General features: G+C 65.6%; 23 protein-coding genes. 15 read left to right on the top strand and 8 right to left on the bottom strand.

Going from position 1 to position 16,580, the window contains the following annotated elements:
- Positions 1 to 13: 13 nt before the first annotated feature.
- Positions 14 to 358: a winged helix-turn-helix transcriptional regulator gene (locus tag M2299_RS19090; protein WP_049469382.1), complete on the bottom strand. Its 345-nt coding sequence runs from the start codon at positions 356 to 358 to the stop codon at positions 14 to 16.
- A gap of 87 nt (positions 359 to 445) precedes the next feature.
- On the opposite strand from M2299_RS19090, the gene M2299_RS19085 reads away from it, so the two are divergent.
- Complete coding sequence (locus M2299_RS19085) at positions 446 to 772, top strand: nuclear transport factor 2 family protein (protein ID WP_280884835.1); 327 nt, start codon at positions 446 to 448, stop codon at positions 770 to 772.
- A gap of 120 nt (positions 773 to 892) precedes the next feature.
- Here the strand turns inward: M2299_RS19085 and M2299_RS19080 are convergent, their stop codons facing one another.
- A complete protein-coding gene (locus M2299_RS19080; protein WP_280884834.1) occupies positions 893 to 1,534 on the bottom strand; it encodes a glutathione S-transferase family protein in 642 nt (213 codons plus the stop codon).
- A 195-nt stretch (positions 1,535 to 1,729) separates the two neighbouring features.
- Between M2299_RS19080 and M2299_RS19075 the strand changes: the two genes are divergently transcribed.
- Positions 1,730 to 2,050 carry a hypothetical protein gene (locus M2299_RS19075; protein ID WP_080149919.1) on the top strand — a complete coding sequence of 107 codons (321 nt, stop codon included), beginning with the start codon at positions 1,730 to 1,732 and terminating at the stop codon, positions 2,048 to 2,050.
- 20 nt (positions 2,051 to 2,070) lie between these two features.
- Here M2299_RS19075 and M2299_RS19070 read toward each other — a convergent pair whose 3' ends face one another.
- The gene (locus M2299_RS19070; RefSeq protein ID WP_025879036.1) at positions 2,071 to 2,373 is read right to left on the bottom strand and encodes a hypothetical protein; all 303 of its coding nucleotides are present in this window, start codon (positions 2,371 to 2,373) and stop codon (positions 2,071 to 2,073) included.
- A 167-nt stretch (positions 2,374 to 2,540) separates the two neighbouring features.
- On the opposite strand from M2299_RS19070, the gene M2299_RS19065 reads away from it, so the two are divergent.
- The 5 genes from M2299_RS19065 to M2299_RS19045 all read left to right on the top strand — a co-directional run bounded on the left by M2299_RS19065 (position 2,541) and on the right by M2299_RS19045 (position 4,814).
- Positions 2,541 to 2,771: a hypothetical protein gene (locus M2299_RS19065; protein WP_139784961.1), complete on the top strand. Its 231-nt coding sequence runs from the start codon at positions 2,541 to 2,543 to the stop codon at positions 2,769 to 2,771.
- 97 nt (positions 2,772 to 2,868) lie between these two features.
- Positions 2,869 to 3,126 carry a hypothetical protein gene (locus tag M2299_RS19060; protein WP_223483464.1) on the top strand — a complete coding sequence of 86 codons (258 nt, stop codon included), beginning with the start codon at positions 2,869 to 2,871 and terminating at the stop codon, positions 3,124 to 3,126.
- A 43-nt stretch (positions 3,127 to 3,169) separates the two neighbouring features.
- Positions 3,170 to 3,385, top strand: coding sequence for a hypothetical protein (locus M2299_RS19055; protein WP_025879033.1), 216 nt, complete (start codon positions 3,170 to 3,172; stop codon positions 3,383 to 3,385).
- Positions 3,373 to 3,672 carry a hypothetical protein gene (locus tag M2299_RS19050; RefSeq protein ID WP_025879032.1) on the top strand — a complete coding sequence of 100 codons (300 nt, stop codon included), beginning with the start codon at positions 3,373 to 3,375 and terminating at the stop codon, positions 3,670 to 3,672. The genes M2299_RS19055 and M2299_RS19050 overlap by 13 nt, the downstream gene beginning before the upstream one ends.
- Before the next feature lie 77 nt (positions 3,673 to 3,749).
- Positions 3,750 to 4,814, top strand: a complete 1,065-nt coding sequence (locus tag M2299_RS19045) for a prolyl oligopeptidase family serine peptidase (protein ID WP_280884833.1) — start codon at positions 3,750 to 3,752, stop codon at positions 4,812 to 4,814.
- A 34-nt stretch (positions 4,815 to 4,848) separates the two neighbouring features.
- Here the strand turns inward: M2299_RS19045 and M2299_RS19040 are convergent, their stop codons facing one another.
- Positions 4,849 to 5,427 (bottom strand): hypothetical protein, encoded by a 579-nt coding sequence (locus M2299_RS19040; protein WP_025879030.1) that lies wholly within the window; start codon positions 5,425 to 5,427, stop codon positions 4,849 to 4,851.
- 375 nt (positions 5,428 to 5,802) lie between these two features.
- Here M2299_RS19040 and M2299_RS19035 point away from each other — a divergent pair, with 375 nt between their 5' ends.
- Both M2299_RS19035 and M2299_RS19030 read left to right on the top strand, forming a co-directional pair.
- Positions 5,803 to 6,723, top strand: coding sequence for an MBL fold metallo-hydrolase (locus M2299_RS19035; protein ID WP_280884832.1), 921 nt, complete (start codon positions 5,803 to 5,805; stop codon positions 6,721 to 6,723).
- 91 nt (positions 6,724 to 6,814) lie between these two features.
- A complete protein-coding gene (locus M2299_RS19030; RefSeq protein WP_032976695.1) occupies positions 6,815 to 7,768 on the top strand; it encodes an alpha/beta hydrolase in 954 nt (317 codons plus the stop codon).
- Positions 7,769 to 8,545: 777 nt separating this feature from the next.
- Here the strand turns inward: M2299_RS19030 and M2299_RS19025 are convergent.
- From M2299_RS19025 to M2299_RS19015, 3 genes are all read right to left on the bottom strand, one after another.
- The gene (locus M2299_RS19025; RefSeq protein WP_280884831.1) at positions 8,546 to 9,427 is read right to left on the bottom strand and encodes an RNA polymerase sigma-70 factor; all 882 of its coding nucleotides are present in this window, start codon (positions 9,425 to 9,427) and stop codon (positions 8,546 to 8,548) included.
- Positions 9,428 to 9,510: 83 nt separating this feature from the next.
- Positions 9,511 to 9,918 (bottom strand): cupin domain-containing protein, encoded by a 408-nt coding sequence (locus M2299_RS19020; protein ID WP_049466772.1) that lies wholly within the window; start codon positions 9,916 to 9,918, stop codon positions 9,511 to 9,513.
- Positions 9,919 to 9,953: 35 nt separating this feature from the next.
- Positions 9,954 to 10,433 carry a carboxymuconolactone decarboxylase family protein gene (locus tag M2299_RS19015; protein WP_099843770.1) on the bottom strand — a complete coding sequence of 160 codons (480 nt, stop codon included), beginning with the start codon at positions 10,431 to 10,433 and terminating at the stop codon, positions 9,954 to 9,956.
- A gap of 144 nt (positions 10,434 to 10,577) precedes the next feature.
- On the opposite strand from M2299_RS19015, the gene M2299_RS19010 reads away from it, so the two are divergent.
- The 5 genes from M2299_RS19010 to M2299_RS18990 all read left to right on the top strand — a co-directional run bounded on the left by M2299_RS19010 (position 10,578) and on the right by M2299_RS18990 (position 13,938).
- Positions 10,578 to 10,835, top strand: a complete 258-nt coding sequence (locus tag M2299_RS19010; protein WP_280884830.1) for a sigma factor-like helix-turn-helix DNA-binding protein — start codon at positions 10,578 to 10,580, stop codon at positions 10,833 to 10,835.
- Positions 10,832 to 11,863 (top strand): LysR family transcriptional regulator, encoded by a 1,032-nt coding sequence (locus M2299_RS19005; protein ID WP_165780415.1) that lies wholly within the window; start codon positions 10,832 to 10,834, stop codon positions 11,861 to 11,863. The genes M2299_RS19010 and M2299_RS19005 overlap by 4 nt, the downstream gene beginning before the upstream one ends.
- Before the next feature lie 115 nt (positions 11,864 to 11,978).
- Positions 11,979 to 12,746 (top strand): SDR family oxidoreductase, encoded by a 768-nt coding sequence (locus tag M2299_RS19000; protein WP_099785510.1) that lies wholly within the window; start codon positions 11,979 to 11,981, stop codon positions 12,744 to 12,746.
- Between the two features lie 32 nt (positions 12,747 to 12,778).
- Positions 12,779 to 13,276: an Ohr family peroxiredoxin gene (locus M2299_RS18995; RefSeq protein ID WP_100436948.1), complete on the top strand. Its 498-nt coding sequence runs from the start codon at positions 12,779 to 12,781 to the stop codon at positions 13,274 to 13,276.
- 209 nt (positions 13,277 to 13,485) lie between these two features.
- Positions 13,486 to 13,938: a PA2169 family four-helix-bundle protein gene (locus tag M2299_RS18990; protein WP_032952113.1), complete on the top strand. Its 453-nt coding sequence runs from the start codon at positions 13,486 to 13,488 to the stop codon at positions 13,936 to 13,938.
- A gap of 85 nt (positions 13,939 to 14,023) precedes the next feature.
- Here M2299_RS18990 and M2299_RS18985 read toward each other — a convergent pair whose 3' ends face one another.
- On the bottom strand, positions 14,024 to 15,490 hold the full coding sequence (locus tag M2299_RS18985; RefSeq protein WP_280884829.1) for an MFS transporter: 1,467 nt from the start codon (positions 15,488 to 15,490) through the stop codon (positions 14,024 to 14,026).
- Between the two features lie 109 nt (positions 15,491 to 15,599).
- Here M2299_RS18985 and M2299_RS18980 point away from each other — a divergent pair, with 109 nt between their 5' ends.
- Entirely contained in the window at positions 15,600 to 16,505 is a 906-nt protein-coding gene (locus M2299_RS18980; RefSeq protein WP_280884828.1) for a LysR substrate-binding domain-containing protein, read from the top strand.
- Positions 16,506 to 16,580 lie beyond the last annotated feature (75 nt).

Genomic DNA, 16,580 nt, shown 5'->3' with positions numbered 1-16,580 from the left:
GCGCTGAAGGTGGTCATGCCGATGGCTCGCCTGCCGCTGGTTTCTGCTCCTGCCACAGCAGCAGCGCGTCCAGTGCCGGGCACAGGGCCTGCCCCCACGCACTGAGTCGATACTCCACTTTCGGTGGCACCTGCGGATACACCGTGCGCAGCACGATGCCGTCGGCTTCCAGTGCACGCAGCTGCTGCGCCAGCATCTTCTGCGAGATGCCGGGGATGAGCCGCTCCAGGTCGGAATAGCGCTGCACCTTGCCGTCGAACAGGTGGAAAAGGATCAACAGCTTCCAGCGGCCTTCCAGCAGTGCGAGTGCACGGGCCACGTCCGCGGCGGCGGTTTCAGGGGTATAGGCCTTTCTCATGGGGTGGGTCACTTACCTTCAGGTGCGTTCTTGTGGCGGCCAGGGTGCGGTTCGAGAATAGCGCCAGTCCCGCCTGGAGTGCCTGTGATGCCGATTGATCTTCCCGCGCCGTTGTCCCGCTATTTCCTGCTGGCCAATGGCGAGCCCGGAACGCACGTGGAGCAGTGCTTTGCCGCAGGCGCGAAGGTGGGCGATGAGCGCCAGCAACACCAGGGACACACAGCGATTGCCGCCTGGGTGGCACAGACGCGTGCGGCCTACCAGCAACACGTGGTCCCCCTGCAGCTGCACGTGCAGGACGGTCGCCACATCGTGTCTGCGGAGGTCAGCGGCACGTTCCCGGGCAGCCCGGTGGTGCTGACGCACGCGTTCACCCTGCAAGGGGATGGCATCGTCGCGCTGGACATCCACTGATCCAGTGGCGGTTGCTTCCGGAGATCGGGTGGCACGCGGATGGCTGCCGATTGACGCGTAGCAGTACCAATGGATGGCGAACTCCACGCATGGCGTGGAGCTACTGGGAGCGGCGTGGAGCTACAGGTTCTGGAACACCGCCAGCTGCGCGGCGAAGGCGCGCTGGTAGGCCGGCCGCGCGGTCGCGCGGTCAACGTAGGCAGCAAGGTCTGGATACTCGCCAACGATGCCGCTGCTCTGCAGCCGCAGCAGCACCGACACCATCAGCAGATCGCCGGCGCTGAAGTCTCCGTCCAGCCACGGTGCATCGCCCAGCCGGGCGGACAGCTGGCTCAGCCGCCTGCGCACGCGCTCGTCCAGCATCACCAACCGCTGTGCATACCAGGGCTGCTCGCGTTCCAGCACCCACGCCATGGAGCGTTCGACGATCGGCGGCTCCACAGTATTCAGCGCGGCGAACATCCAGGTGATCGCGCGCATGCGCGCACCCGTATCGGCGGGCAGCAACCCGGGGTGCTGCTCGGCCAGGTGCAGCAGGATCGCGCCTGATTCAAACAGCATTACGTTGCCATCCTCATAGGTGGGGATCTGACCGAACGGATGCCGCGCCAGGTGCGCCGGCTGCTTCATCTCCTCGAAGGTGAGCAGATGGACGTCGTAGGCGAGGCCCAGCTCTTCCAGCGCCCAGCGCACGCGCATGTCGCGGGCCAGCCCCTGGCCACGGTCCGGGGAATGCTTGAATGCGGTCAGGATCGGCGTCATCGGGATGTCCATCGGCGTTGGCTGCCACGTTGGCCGGCCTTTCTTCTCTCGACGCCCGGACGGCTCGGGAATCGACACGCCTCCGCTGACCGAGGGTCCCACATCGCCGGCCCGGATGAACGGTTCACGTCGGACGATTCGCCCGGGAGGGTCGGTGCAGCGATACTGCCGACCTGCACACCCTTGGGGAAGTACGTGAGCACGTCCAGACTGCCGCGCATCGTTGGGTTCGACGTGCCACGGCTTCACCAGCAGGTCGATGCGACTGCCGATGAAGCCATCACTGCGCTGCTCGATCAGGCACCCGATGAACAGTGGACCGGCCGCTTCCTGCAGCACTGCGCGACGCTGGCGTCGCAGCTGTCATTGGCGGAAGTGAGGGTGGAGGGCACCCGCATTGCCTTCCACGGCTCCATCGCCGATGCGCGTGCCTTGGCCGATGCGGTCATCGCGCTGGTGAACCGGTTGAATGATCAGCTGATGCAGGAAGGCAACCAGCTCGCGGGCGAGGAGTGATCTGCCCGCAGCCTGCTGTCTCAGCCCGCTTGCGGGGCCAATGCCGGTCCGGACAGGCGCGCCCAGCAGCCCATCGCCATTTCCGCCGACCCCGGGTGGCCACGCAGGCTGGTGCGCAGCGCAAGCCGTGACTGCAGATCGGTGAGCCACGCCGTGCGCGTGCCATGCGGGTTGCGGACATAGATGTCGCACGCCAGGCGGATGACCGGTGCGACCTCGTGGCGGAAGTTGATGGCGGGCAGATCGCCCGTCTGGAACGCGGCCTGCCAGTGCTGCAGCTCGCGCTCGACGTCAACGAAGTCCTTGTTGGTGATGCGTTCCATGAGACTTCTCCTGTTGGAACGCCAACGTACACCTGTGCATGTCAGGAGCCTGTGTGCGCGCAGCGCTGTTCATGGTGCCCGTTCATTAATCTCCGGCTTTCATGCAGCTGCGTAACCGGCCCACGCCCACAGTGGCGTTGCAGCAGATCGCTGCGGTGGAGCAAGACATGAACAACAATACGCCGCAAGGCCAGACCGACCGCACCAACGCCCCGACCGGAATCAAGCAGGCCGCCCAGCAGGGCCAGGCCGACGGCAACGCAATGGGCGGCGACCGGAAGCAGGACGGCAAGCAGCGCCAGCAGGAGCAGCAGGTCCAGCAGGATGCAAAGCCGGTCGGCCCGCAGAAGTCCGGGCAGGAACAGAAGAGCGAGCCGGGCCGTGACAGCCGTCGCTGAGCAGTAAACGAAGAAGAGGCCGCGCGTTGCGCGGCTTTCCTCTGTCCAACGTTCGGGAAGAGCGCTGATGCCATCCCATGCCCGTGCGGTAAGCCTGATGACGAAGATCATGTACCAGTGCCGGCCGGCAAGAACGACGACGATGGCGCGCTGCCGCGCCTGCCAGGCCCCCAGTCCGGGTGGCATGGAGTGCGCGCGTTGCCTTACCGAAGAACTCGGGGGTGTGATCGGCAACCGCGGTGCTGCGGCACGCTGGCTGGATTCGTTCCTGAAGGTGCAGCAGGACGAGGCGTTCGTTTTCGTGTGTGCCAAGCGGGTCGAGGAAATCGCGTCGGCGGGTCGCAGTCTGGAGTGACATTGCGCAGGCGTATGCTCGAACTCCAATGGGAGCGAGCGTCATGTCTTTTCAGATCAACCTCTATGACAGGGACGGACGCGGGCTTCGCCTTCCCGATGGATGGTGGATCGACCTGCACACCGATCCCCCCGCGCTGGTCAACGGCGCTGTCCGCATCGATCTGCCGGCGTCCGCGCGCAACGAGCATCCTGATCTGCAACCGGACGTCCTGAACCATCTCCGCCGCCGTATTGAAGGTGCGCAATGGCTAACCTGACCTACCATCCGCCGCTGGGCGTGCGCTGGCTGACGTTCCGCCTGCGCAACGGTCAATCCATCGGCCCGGAGAAGCTGCGGGCCGTGTGGTCCGATGCCGCGGAAACCAACAACTGTTCGGTGCGCCGCGAGCACGTGGAAGGCGCCGGCTTCGTCTATGCGCTGTACGCACCGAGCGGGCTGTGTGTTCCGCGGCGCGCGGAACTGCGCATGCGGCTGTTGCTGGAAGAAGCGGGCTACGCGTTTTCGATGGGCGTGCTTACAGGCAGCCATCCTGCCTACGGTTGAGCGCAGGGTGATCTGATCGGCCCGGAGGTTGCTAGACTGCGCGCCCCGCGCGTTGCCGCAATCACGGAAGATTCCCCATGCCGAAGCTGTCTGCTCTTGCTGTTTTCCTGGCGCTCGCTGTCTCCGCGCCAACCGCACACGCCGAGGAACAGGACAGCGCCTCGACCATCGCGTTCAAGTCGATCAGCCCGGTGCTGAATGCCCTGATCAATGCCGACGATGCGCAGGAACTGATGGAGCGGGCCGAGGAAGACGACGCCACGCTGCTGCAGTCGCTGGCGCTCTATCTGGCCGCAACCCGCGAAGACCCCACGTTGGCGCAGGCGCCGTACCACGCAGCGGCATTGTTCGCACGCCGCGGTGACGATGCGCTGGCCGAGCGCTATCTGCGCCAAGCCGATGAGCGTGGCATGTGGTTCGCGCCCGCGCTGGCCGACAACGATGACTTCGAGCACCTGCGCGGAACGCCGTTCTTCAAGCAGGTGCTGGCCAATACACAGGCACGCTACGCGAAGGTATCGGTCGGCAAGGTGGGCGCCATCTCGGTGCTGGCCCCTTCGAAGGGGGTTGCGATGTCGGCCTGTGCGCCGGTGCTGGTGTGGCTGCACGGCTACGGCATCAATGGCCACCTGGACAGCAGCGAGCAGCCGCTGGCCGATGCTGGTGTGGTGTTGCTGGGCATCAACGGTACGGAGATGCGCGAGTCGTTCGACAGCTTCAGCTGGACCGGCCCGTATGAGGGCACGCACAAGGTGGTGCAGGCGGGGCTGGAGCAACTGGCCGCGCGCCAGTGCATCGACCGCAAGCAGGTGTACCTGATGGGTTTCTCGCAGGGCTCGCAGCATGCCGGCGCGCTGCTGGCGCAGCATCCGGATGACTATGCCGGTGCATTGCTGGTGTCGCCGGGTGGCTGGCGCCAGCCGGTGCCCACGCAGAGCAGCGCACACGGCAAGCGGGTGTTCGTCATCAACGGCGAGCAGGAAGGGCCGGCGAACCAGAAGATGAGCGCGGATTTCCGCGCCCTTTTCAGCGATGGCAACGAGCTCCGGTCGCGTACCCATGAGGGTGGCCATTTCTATCCGGACGACTGGAAGACCTCGTTCCCACAGGCCATCCGCTGGATGATGGGCAAGGGCGGCTGAGCACCCCGCCTTCGTCGCGACGGGTGCCAGCGATTCACTCCGGGTCGAACTTCTTCCACATGAGGCGACCGGTTTCTCCGCTCAATTCGCTGCGATCAAAAATTCTACCTTCGAACTGGAATTCCTCGTTGATACGGATGATCAACAGTTGTTCGAAATCCCCTTGGCGTTTGACTGAAACACGGTTGTTGGATTTTTCGGGGGAAATGGTCTTCACTTCGACCCGTTTGCCATGGATGGTGCCATCCGATCCCGCCTGGTGCGTGCCGTGGCGACACAGGCCGAAGTGGATCTCTGCGAAGATTTCTCCGAGCTCGCCCCATACCTGCAGATAGCGCCCAGTGTTGTCGAAATGTCGCTGTGCGCATTCGACAAGATCCTCGAAGATATCAGTCTGTTCCAGAAAATTGCGCGGGTAGCCATTCCTGCTCCGGAACGCTCCTGAACTACTCTGGGGCGGGGCAACTTCGCTCCTGTCACTTTCCGCTCCTTCCCAGTCGAAGTGGACCGTGTCCCATTCCCAAGGGGCCGCGCCACTGCTGGCGGCGTCCATGATGTCATCATCGCTGTAGCCGGCTTCACGCATTTCATAGAGAAAATCCCAGTCACCCATGACCACTCCTTGTGATGTTCCCGGGCTCTGATACCCGTCGCGCAACGAGCGGACGGTAGCACCGATCGAAACGCCTTGTGTAGCTTCGATCCCTTTCTGGATCCCAGCCACTGCTTCCCAAAAGGCAACGCCGCGAGCCCGCCTGCGGGTCTACTGCGCACTGCCTGCGTTGCCTACGCTGATCCCACACGGCCCTTGCCGTGCTCCGGGGCCACGACAGCTCGTGGATCCCGTCTTCAATCGAACCAGCGGCGCTGTGCTGCAGGGCATTGCTGCCCGGCAACGCCATGCCCTGCGCCGTGCGAAGGCGTACCCCGGAACTGTCCGCCGGCCCTGCTTCACTGCCTGCCAGCCAACCTTCGTGGAGATCGCCTCATGTTCAGCCTGGAAAACACCGTTGCCCCTGCCGCGCCCGCGCTCGACGAGCTTGTTCCCTCGCGCTACGCCCTGAAAGTCGGTGATATCGATGTGCTGGTGGTCAGCGACGGCGTGCTGCCGCTGCCGACGCAGATGCTCGGCCACAACGTGCAGGCGTCCGAGCGCGCCGAATGGTTCGACGAGATGTACCTGCCACAGGATGCGTTCGACTGGGCGTTGAACGTGATGGTGGTGCACAGCGGTGAGCGCACCATCCTGATCGACGCCGGCCTGGGCATGGACCCGGACCTGCAGCTGCCGCGCGCCGGCCAGCTGATCCGTCGCCTCGGCGCTGCCGGTATCGACCTGCGCGAGATCACCGATGTAGTGATCACCCACATGCACATGGACCACATCGGTGGCCTGCTGGTGGACGGAGTGAAAGCACAGCTGCGGCCGGACCTGAAGATCCACGTCGCGGCGTCGGAAGTGGCGTTCTGGAAGTCGCCCGACTTCACCCGCACGAACATGCCGCAGGGGTTCCCGGACGCGCTTCGCGCAACGGCCACGCATTTCTGGGCCGAGTACGGCAGTTTCGTGCACACCTTCGAGGATGAGCATGAGATCGCACCGGGCGTAGTCGCGCGCCGCACCGGCGGGCACACGCCGGGCCACTGCGTGGTGCGCGTTGCCTCTGAGGGCCAGGCGCTGACGTTCGCTGGTGATGCCGTGTTCGCCGTCGGTTTTGATCAACCGAACTGGCACAACGGCTTCGAGCATGACCCGGAGGAAGCAGCGCGGGTGCGCATCGAACTGCTCAATGCGCTGGCCGGCACCGGCGAGATGCTGGTGGCCACGCACCTGCCGTTCCCGTCGGTGGGCCGGGTGTCCCGCGAGGGCGAGGCGTTCCGCTGGGTGCCGGCGTTCTGGGATTTTTGATCAAGTTTTCTGGACTTCACGTCACCAATGGTCCCGGGCAGGGGCGCACAGTAGCCCCTGTCGAAACCCACCCATCCGCTGGAGGTCCACCATGAACACCGTTACCCGCACCCTCGCTGCAACTGCCTTGGCCCTGTCGATGCAGGCGGGCCTGTCCGCCCAGGCCGCCGCGCCGGCACACCCGTCCGCGCCCAGCGCTGTCACGCGCACCGCCAGCACCATCACCACCGCCGATGGTGTGCAGCTGTACTACAAGGACTGGGGCCCGAAGAACGGGCCGGTGGTGACCTTCAGCCATGGCTGGCCGCTGGATTCGGACAGCTGGGAATCGCAGATGATGTTCCTGGCGGACCACGGTTACCGGGTGGTCGCACACGACCGCCGTGGCCACGGTCGTTCCAGCCAGCCCTGGGATGGCAACGACATGGATCACTACGCCGATGATCTGGCCACGGTGATCAATACGCTGGACCTGAAGGACGTCACACTGGTGGGCTTCTCCACCGGCGGCGGCGAAGTGGCGCGGTACATCGGCCGCCATGGCACGGGACGGGTGAAGAAGGCCGTGCTGATCAGTTCGGTGCCGCCGTTCATGCTGAAAACCGCAGACAACCCGGGTGGCGTTCCGATCGAAGTGTTCGACGGCATCCGCAAGGCGCAGCTGGAGAACCGCTCGCAGCTGTACAAGGACATTCCGTCTGGTCCGTTCTATGGATTCAACCGACCGGGCGCGAAGGTCAACCAGGCGATGGTCGATGCATGGTGGGCGCAGGGCATGCTGGGTGGGCAGAAGAACACCTACGACTCGATCGCGGCGTTCTCGGCGACCGACTTCCGCGCCGACCTGCAGAAGTTCGATGTGCCGACCCTGGTGATCCACGGCGACGACGATCAGATCGTGCCGATCGACGTGGCGGGACGGATGTCGGCCAAGCTGATCAAGGGCGCCAGGCTGATCGTCTACCCGGGTGCGCCGCATGGTCTGACCGAGACCCACAAGGACAAGGTCAACCAGGACCTGCTGGCCTTCCTGCAGCAGAAGTAACCACAAGGGCAGCCGTCAGCCAGCACGGAGACCGGTAGAGCCACGCCATGCGTGGCTTTGCTGTGCATGAGAGCAACCGCATCCACGCATGGCGTGGATCTACTGGATCGACGCAGGGTGGAAAGCCCGCCGGTAGAGCCACGCCATGCGTGGCTTTGCTGTGCATGAGAGCAACCGCATCCACGCATGGCGTGGATCTACTGGATTGACGCAGGGTGGAGAGCCCGCCGGTAGAGCCACGCCATGCGTGGCTTTGCCGTGCATGAAGGCAACCGCATCCACGCATGGCGTGGATCTACTGGATTGACGCAGGGTGGAAAGCCCGCCGAGCCACGCCATGCGTGGCTTTGCTGTGCATGAGAGCAACCGCATCCACGCATGGCGTGGATCTACTGGATTGACGCAGGGTGGAAAGCCCGCCGGTAGAGCCACGCCATGCGTGGCTTTGCTGTGCATGAAGGCAGCCGCATCCGCGCATGGCGTGGATCTACTGGATTGACGCAGGGTGGAAAGCCCGCCGGTAGAGCCACGCCATGCGTGGCTTTGCCGTGCATGAGAGCAACCGCATCCACGCATGGCGTGGATCTACTGGATCGACGCAGGGTGGAAAGCCCGCCGAGCCACGCCATGCGTGGCTTTGCTGTGCATGAGAGCAACCGCATCCACGCATGGCGTGGATCTACGGGATTGACGCAGGGTGGAGAGCCCGCCGGTAGGGCCACGCCATGCGTGGCTTTGCCGTGCATGAGAGCAACCGCATCCACGCATGGCGTGGATCTACTGGATCGATGTTGGCTGGTTCAGGCCCTGCAGCTTGTGCGGGTTGCGCTGCACCAGGATCTGCACGATCTGCTCGCCGTTGGTATCGAAGGCCATTGCCGATTCCAGCACGTTGTCGAAGTAACGCAGCAGCCCAAGGCGTCCGTTGATCATGCTCGGCACCATGCGCAGCTGGTCCTTGCGCCGCAGGTGCGGGGCGTACAGCAGCTGTGCGATGCGTGCGCCGCCGACCATCGGTTTCGGGAAGCTGGTGACGATGCCGCCGCCATCGCCGATCAGCACGGCCGATTCGGCCATCAGGGTTTTCATCGTCCTGAAGTCGCCATTGGCGATGGCCTCTGCGAAACGCCGCATCAGTTTCTGGTGCACGTCCTGCGGCACGTTGTAGCGCGGTCGCTCCTGCCGCAGCTGCAGGCGTGCGCGGTGCACGATCTGCCGGCAGGCGGCTTCGGTCTTGTCCAGCGTGCGTGCCACCACGTCGTAATCCTGGTCGAACACATCGTGCAGCAGGAACGCGGCACGCGCGTCCGGGGCCAGCCGCTCCAGCACGTTGAGGAAGGCCACCGACAGATCACTGGCCGTTTCCAGCATGTACTCGGGTGTGCCGGTGTCTTCGGTGAGCAGCGGCTCCGGCAGCCACATGCCGACATAGTGCTCGCGCGTGCGCCGGGCCAGGCGCAGGCCATCGATGGCGCGGCGGGTGGTGGTGGCCACCAGCCAGGCTTCGGCGTTCTCGATGTCCTGCTGGTTGGCGCCATGCCAGCGCAGCCAGACATCCTGCACCACGTCCTCGGCCTCGTGCGAGGAGCCGAGCATGCGGTAGGCCACGCCGAACAGGCGCGGGCGTAGTCGGGTGAACAGTGCGGTGGGGTCGTCCATGCCAGCAGAGACGGGACAGGTCCGCCGATTGTGACACCGGCGGACCTGTGGGAGTGGCGGGTACTGCCCCGGACCGGTGGCGGTCAGCGTGGTGGCAGTACCGCCGGCTTGCCGATGTCCTTGATCAGGAACACGACGAATGTCGCCGGCTCGGTCTGGCTGGCATTGCGGCCGACGGTATGCAGATCGTCCGGGCCCTCATGGAAGGCCTCCCCCGGGCCGAGGGTAACCTCGCGGCCGCCAGCCACGCCCATCACGATGCGGCCCTGCAGCACATAGACGAAGCCGTGGGCATCGTGCCGGTGTACGGGATCGGCGCCGCCGGGTGGGTATTGCACCGTCAGGATCAGTGCTTCCTTGCCCGGCTGTTCCGGCAACGGACGGGTCATGACCTCGCGCACGATGGGCTCGGGCGCGGTGGGCGGCGGCGTGGCGGCGATGCTGGTCAACGGCAGCAGGGCCAGCAGCGCCAGGGAACAGAGAGAACGCATGGCAGGTCTCCAGCAGGAAAGTGTGCAGTCGACGCTCAGGCCAGACCGGCCTTGTCCAGGCCAAAGGCCTGGTCCAGCGAGCCGGGTTGCGTACGGAAGGCGACGTTGGCGCGGTTCCAGGCGTTGATCGCCATCACCGCGTAGGTCAGATCGACGATTTCCTGTTCGGACAGCTGACTACGCACGCGCTCATACACGTCGTCCGCAACCCCCTGCGCAGGCAGGTGGGTAAGTGCGTCGGTCCACGCCAGGCAGGCACGTTCGCGCGCACTGAACAGGTTCGATTCACGCCACGCCGCGACATGGTGCAGGCGCAGTGCGCGCTCGCCACGGATCGTCGCTTCCTTCACGTGCATGTCCAGGCAGAACCCGCAGCCGTTGAGCTGCGAGGCGCGGATGTTGACCAGGTCGATGATGGCCGCTTCGATCGAACTGTTGTGCACGGCATGGGAGAAGGTGCCGAGCTTCCTGAAGAGTTCGGGCGACTGTGCGGCGTAGTCCAGGCGTTGGCTCATGACGGTGTTCCGATGGGAGTTGAGGGACGCAGCGAGGCTAGGCCCGCTGCATGCGGGGCGGTAGGCGAGGGCAGGGCTGCACGGTGTTGCTCGAAAAACACCAATGGCCTGTCACAGCGGCGGATGCTCGCCCGTCTGCCGGGCATGGACACCTCATCCGCCCCGAACCGCGCAGCAGCCTGCCCCGCCAGCGAGCGGGTCTGGCAGGCCTTCCTTGCCGCATTGCACGAACTGCCACCGGACATGCGGGCCGTGCTGTTGCTGCATGACGTGCTGGGCGCGGGCTTTGAAGACATCGCGCCGCTGCTGGGGCTGGATCTGCCGGCATACCGCCAGCGACTGGCCCGTGCACGCGCCCACCTGCTTGCCCGACGCGACTTCCAGGAGCCCGGAACACCATGAATGTCATGCCGCAGTCCTGCTTGGCCAGCGACGGCCGCGATTCCCTCACGGCGTCCTTTTCCGCCAGCTATGCCGGGGTCCTGGCATTCATCGCGGTAGCCGCCGAAGGCAGCTTCGCCCGCGCCGGTGATCGCCTCGGCATCGGTCGTTCGGCCGTCAGCCGCAGCGTGCAGAAGCTGGAGGGACAACTGGGCGTGCGCCTGTTCCTGCGCACCACGCGCTCGACAACACTCACCCGCGAAGGCGAGCTGTTCCTGGAGGGCTGCAGCCCGGGCGTTGCCAGCATCCTGCAGGCGCTGGACGAAATGCGCGACCTGCGCGAGGGACCGCCGCGCGGGCATCTGCGGATCAGTGCGACCCATGGCTTCGGACGCCGGGTGATCGCGCCGCTGCTGTCTGCGTTCCGCGCGGAGTATCCAGAGGTCTCTGTGGAGCTGCTGCTGGACGAGCAGGCACCGGACCTGGCCGCCGATCGCATCGATGTGGCGTTCCGCGATGGCGTGCTGGAAGACAGCCAGGTGATCGCAAAGCAGCTGGTGCCGATGCAGCTGGTGGTCTGTGCATCGCCCGCGTATGTGCAGGCACATGGCCTGGCAGACACCATCGAAGTGTTGTCCAGCCATGCCTGTATCGGTCGACGCCTTCCCGGTGGGCGCCTGCAGCGCTGGGACTTCCGTGTGGACGGCCAGGATGTGAATCTGCAGCCGCCGGCGGAGGTGGTGTTCAATGATGCCGATCTTGTCCTGCAGGCAGTGATCGACGGATTGGGGATCGCCCAGCTGCCCAGCTACCAGGTAAGTGATGCGTTGCGCACAGGCGCTGTAGTGACCTGCCTGGACCGCTACGCGCCGCACGATCGTGGCCATTACCTGTGCTATCTCAGCCGACGCCAGCTGCCCAAGCGGATCCGCGCGTTCATCGATTTCAGCACCCAGCGCATACGCGCGCTGGATCTGGATGTTTTCTCGCACTGGGAAGCGCGGCAGCAGGCGGCAGCGCAGCGCGATGCGGCCCCGGCCTGGGCATGACCACATTGGTGCCGATGCGGCAACAGTGCGTGGCCCGCTGCGGATCTACTGCGCCGGCCAATGCGTTTCTAGCATGCAGCCACATCCGAACTTTCCACGTTCCAGGAGACCTGTCATGAAGATCCTCGTCATCGGTGGCACCGGCCGCATCGGCAGCAAGGTGGTCGATCGCCTGCATGCGGCCGGCCACGACGTCGTCGTCGCTGCACCCTCCACCGGTATCGATGTGCTGAGCGGCGAGGGCCTGGCCGCTGCGATGGCGGGCACCGAGGTAGTGGTCGACCTGGCCAACTCGCCCTCGTTCGAAGATGCGGCGGTGCTGTCGTTCTTCGTGACTGCCGGCCACAACATCCTGGCGGCCGCGGCGCAGGCAGGCGTACGCCATCATGTCGCGCTGTCGGTGGTGGGTACCGACAAGCTGGCGGCCAGCGGCTATTTCCGCGGCAAGATCGCCCAGGAACGCCTGATCCGCGATTCGGGCCTGGCGTTCACGATCATCCACTCGACGCAGTTCTTCGAGTTCCTGCCGGGCATCATCCAGGCAGCCGGTGACGGCCAGACCCTGCAGCTGCCGACCGCCGCAGTGCAGCCGATCGCCGCCGAGGATGTGGCCGATGCGGTTGCGCGCATCGCGCAGCAGGCACCAGCCAATGGCGTGGTGGAGATCGCCGGCCCGGAACGCGAATCGATGGCGGTGCTGGCGCAGCGCTTCCTGCAGGCAACCGGTGACGCGCGTGAAGTGGTTGGCGATGCCCAGGCGCGCTACTTCGGTGCGCAGCTGCAGCAGGACACGCTGGTGCCGGTGGGCCAGGCATGGCTCGGCACGATCGGCTTCGAACGCTGGTTGCAGCAGTCCGGGCTGGCACAGGGCCAGCCGGCCTGATCGGCGGTGGACGCTCCCAGCGGGAACCTGCGATGACCGGGCTGAAACCACCTCCGCACACGGTGCTCGACAAGTACCACGGTGATGAGGTGCGCCCGCTGTACACCGGAAGGGTGCGGGTCAGTGGTGGCGTGGCACAGCATGGCCGCGCGTCGGGCGTGGTGCGGTCCGATGATGGTGCGCTGTCAGTGGACCTGCGGTTGCCTGCTGAGCTGGGTGGACCCGGTGGCGGTACCAATCCCGAGCAGTTGCTGGCGGCGGGCTACGCCGGCTGCTTCCACGGTGCGATGGTGCTGGTGGCTGCGCGTGCGGGGATGGAACTGGTCGAGCCGAGCATCGAGGTAGCGGTGACGTTCGCGCGAGATCCCGTGGACGGCCTGTACCTGCTGTCGGCCGAGATCATGGTGTGCCTGCCTGGCATGGACCCGATACGTGCAGCCGAACTGGTGCGCAACACCGAGCGGGTCTGTCCGTACGCGAAGATGTTCCATCGGGGCATCAGCCACGTGGTGCGGGTAGCGGTGGACTAGACATGCGGTGCGGATGATCGGGCAGGTCATTGCCAGGATTCAGATGCGGTGAAGACACCGCGTCGCCCGCGTGAGCGGGTGGGGCGCCGTTGGGCAGCATGATCACCGCATCAATCGATGCTCACCCGCGAACCACACCCGGTCGGCCAGTCTGGGCTCGCAGGCAACGGATTCCACTGTTGCCCTTTTTCCCCCAGAGGAGACTACACATGAGCACCCAGTCCACCATCGAGCATCGCCTCAACGACCTGATCGAGATCGCACGTGATGGCAAGTCCTTCTACGAGGAAGCCGCAACCAAGGTGAAGGATGCCGAGCTGTCGGCATTGTTCGTCCGCATCGCCGGCGTGAAGGGCCGCATCGTGTCCTCGCTGAGCAGTTCGGTGGCCGCTACCGGCGGCAAGCCGGCCGAGCACGGCACCATGGTCGGTTCCATGCAGCAGTTCTACGGCAAGGTGCGAGCGGCCTTCGGTGACACCAACTACGGTTACGTGGCCGAACTTGAAGAGTCCGAGGATCGCCTGCTTGGCGCGTTCAAGGATGTGCTGAAGGACAACGACCTGCCGCCGGCGGTGCGCCAGGAAGTGACCCAGTGGCTGCCGGAAGTGCAGGAATGCCACTCGGTCATGCGCGACCGCAAGCATGCGATGAAGGCTGCCTGATCGCATCCGGCGATCGTCCCCCCACATCGCCGCGACCAGGGCAGCCCAGTGCTGCCCTGGTCGTTTCTGCGTCTGCCATCTGCGATCAGGCGCGTGGTCTGAGCAGGACAACGGCCAGGCTGGCCAGCGTCGCTGCTGCGGCCGCAGTCCACAGGGACGCGGCAAAGCCCTGGCTGAAGATCGCCCGCGCCAGATCAACCTGGGCTCCTCGGGTCAGTGCACCGGTGGCGATGGTGTCGGCCAGACGCATGACTTCATCTGCAGGAACGCGTGCTGAGAGTCCGGCGCGGATGCCGACGGTCAGGGCGCTGGAGAGGACCGTGAAGCCGAGCAGGATGCCGACGAAGCGCGTCGTCGCACTGATGCCCGAGGCCATGCCTGCGCGGTCGCGGGGCGCCGAACCGATGATCGCCTTGGATGTTTCGCCGTTGAGGATGCCACCGCCTGCGCCGATGATGACCATCGCCAGCAGCGCCACCGTCGGCTGGTTGTGCCATGCACCGACACCGGCCAGCGCATTGCCGGCGGCAGTGATGGACAGGCCGATGGCCAGCACCATCCCGCTCGACAACCGTCTGCCCAGGCGCCTGCCCACGCTGGGGAACAGCAGCATCGCCGCAGCGAACGGCAGCATGCCGGCGCCCGTGGCCAGCGCACTCAGGCCGACGCCGTTCTGCAGGTACTGCGGCAGCATCGAGGCCATCACCTGCGCGCTGACCGCGTAGCCGATCATGGCGATCAGGGCACCGACAAAGCGCGGGCTGGCAAGCAGCCGCAGGTCGACCATCGGATGCCGACGCGTGAGCTCGATGCAGGTGAACAGCGCGGCCATCGCGATGCCCAGGCCCAGGCCGGCCAGGGCCACCGCCGATGTCCATCCCTGCGCGAGTCCTTCCACGAGGAAGAACACGATGCCGAAGATCGCCATGCTGAAGGTGATGATGCCGGGCGGATCGAGCGGGCGTACCACCGTGTCGGCAGTGTCGGGAACCCAGCGGATCGCACCATAGGCCAGGAAGGCGAGGAAGGGCAGGATCGCGATGAACACCGAGCGCCATCCCCACAGCGAGGACAACAGCCCACCGATAAGCGGCGAGAGCACCATCATCATGCCCATTGCCGTGCCCCAGAAGGCCCAGGCATCGTCGCGTTGCTTGCCCTCGTGGAATTCGTGGCCGATCACCGACAGTGATGGGGCCAGCAGGAAAGCGGCACCCACGCCCTGCAACGCTCGGGCCACATACAGCGCACTGGCCGTGGGGGCCAGCGCGCAGGTCAGCGATGAGAGGGCGAACAGTGCGATGCCGATCAGCAGCACGCGCCTGCGGCCATGACGATCGGCGATGGCACCGGCGGGCAGAAGCAGCGAGGTGAAGGTGAGGATGTAGCAGCTGATCACCCATTCGATGTCGGCGAAGTCAGCCTGCAGATCCCGCGCGATGGTCGGCAGGGCGACGGCCACGGCGTTGGTTTCCAGCACCGTCATCGTGCAGCCGAGCGAGGCGATGATCAGGATCCAGTTGGGTGGTCTGCGGCGGGGGAAGAGATACACCGGGCACTCGGGTGGGGAAGGAAGAAGGCCCATTCAAGCAACTTCGACTGTTTGTTTCATTGCCGATGTTCTTCAAGTACGTTAGGCAAAAGCTAACGAACCGGCACGCATGGACCGTCGACATCTGCAGTACTACGTCGCACTGGCCGAGGAGCTGCATTTCGGGCGCGCCGCGCTGCGCCTGGGCATCGCCACGCCGACGCTGAGCGTTCAGATCCAGCAGATCGAGCGTCGCCTGGGCACCCCCTTGTTTGATCGCAGTAGGCGCGAGGTCACGCTGACCTCTGCCGGTGCGATCTTCCTGGCCGAAGCACGCAACGTGCTGCGCCAGTTCGAGCAGGCAGAGGCCGTGGGCCGCCGCGCCGGTCGCGGGGAAATCGGCAGGATCGAGATCGGCTACGTAGGTTCGGCGGTCCATGCCGGCGCGCTGCAGGAGCAGTTGCAGCGTTTCCGCAGCGCCTCGCCCGATGTGGAGCTGAAGGTCGGCGAATGGCCGATGGCCGACCTGCCGGACCTGCTGCTGGACGGTCGCATCGATGTGGTGTTCTGCCGGCTTCCGATCGAGGTGCCCGATGCGCTCGGTTCGCACATCCTGATCGAAGATCAGTTCTGCGTGGCGTTGCCGGCATCGCATGCGCTGGCCCACGCGGGGGGGCCGGTGCAGCCGGCGCTGCTGGCGAACGAGGCGTTCATCATGCCGGAGCAGCCCGCCGGCACGCTGGAAGTCGCCCGCCGTGGCGGATTCGTGCCGGACATCCGCTCCCGTCCCGGTCATCTTGTCGCGGTGCTCGCGCAGGTCTCGGTGGGCGATGGCGCCGTGGCGATCGTGCCGTCGGTGCTGCAGCGGACGCTGCTGCTGCCAGGCGTGGTGTATCTGCCGATCGCCGGGCCGGTCATCGCCTCGACCATCGCTGCGCTGTACCGTGAACAGGAAACATCGCCAGCGGTCCGCCGGCTCATCGAGCAGGTGCGGCGTACCCCCTCCCGGCGCATCGACATGCTGCCCTTGTCCTGAGGCCTTGGCGGACGACGTTGCCGGACTGCCCCGCAATGGCCTTGCTACACTGGCCGCACTCGATCTTCCACCGGA

The sequence above is a fragment of the Stenotrophomonas sp. 1278 genome (assembly GCF_029892765.1).
In the GTDB taxonomy this organism is placed as follows: Bacteria; Pseudomonadota; Gammaproteobacteria; order Xanthomonadales; family Xanthomonadaceae; genus Stenotrophomonas; species Stenotrophomonas indicatrix.
Note: the sequence above shows the minus strand (reverse complement) of the source record. Positions and strands in the feature narration are given on the sequence as shown.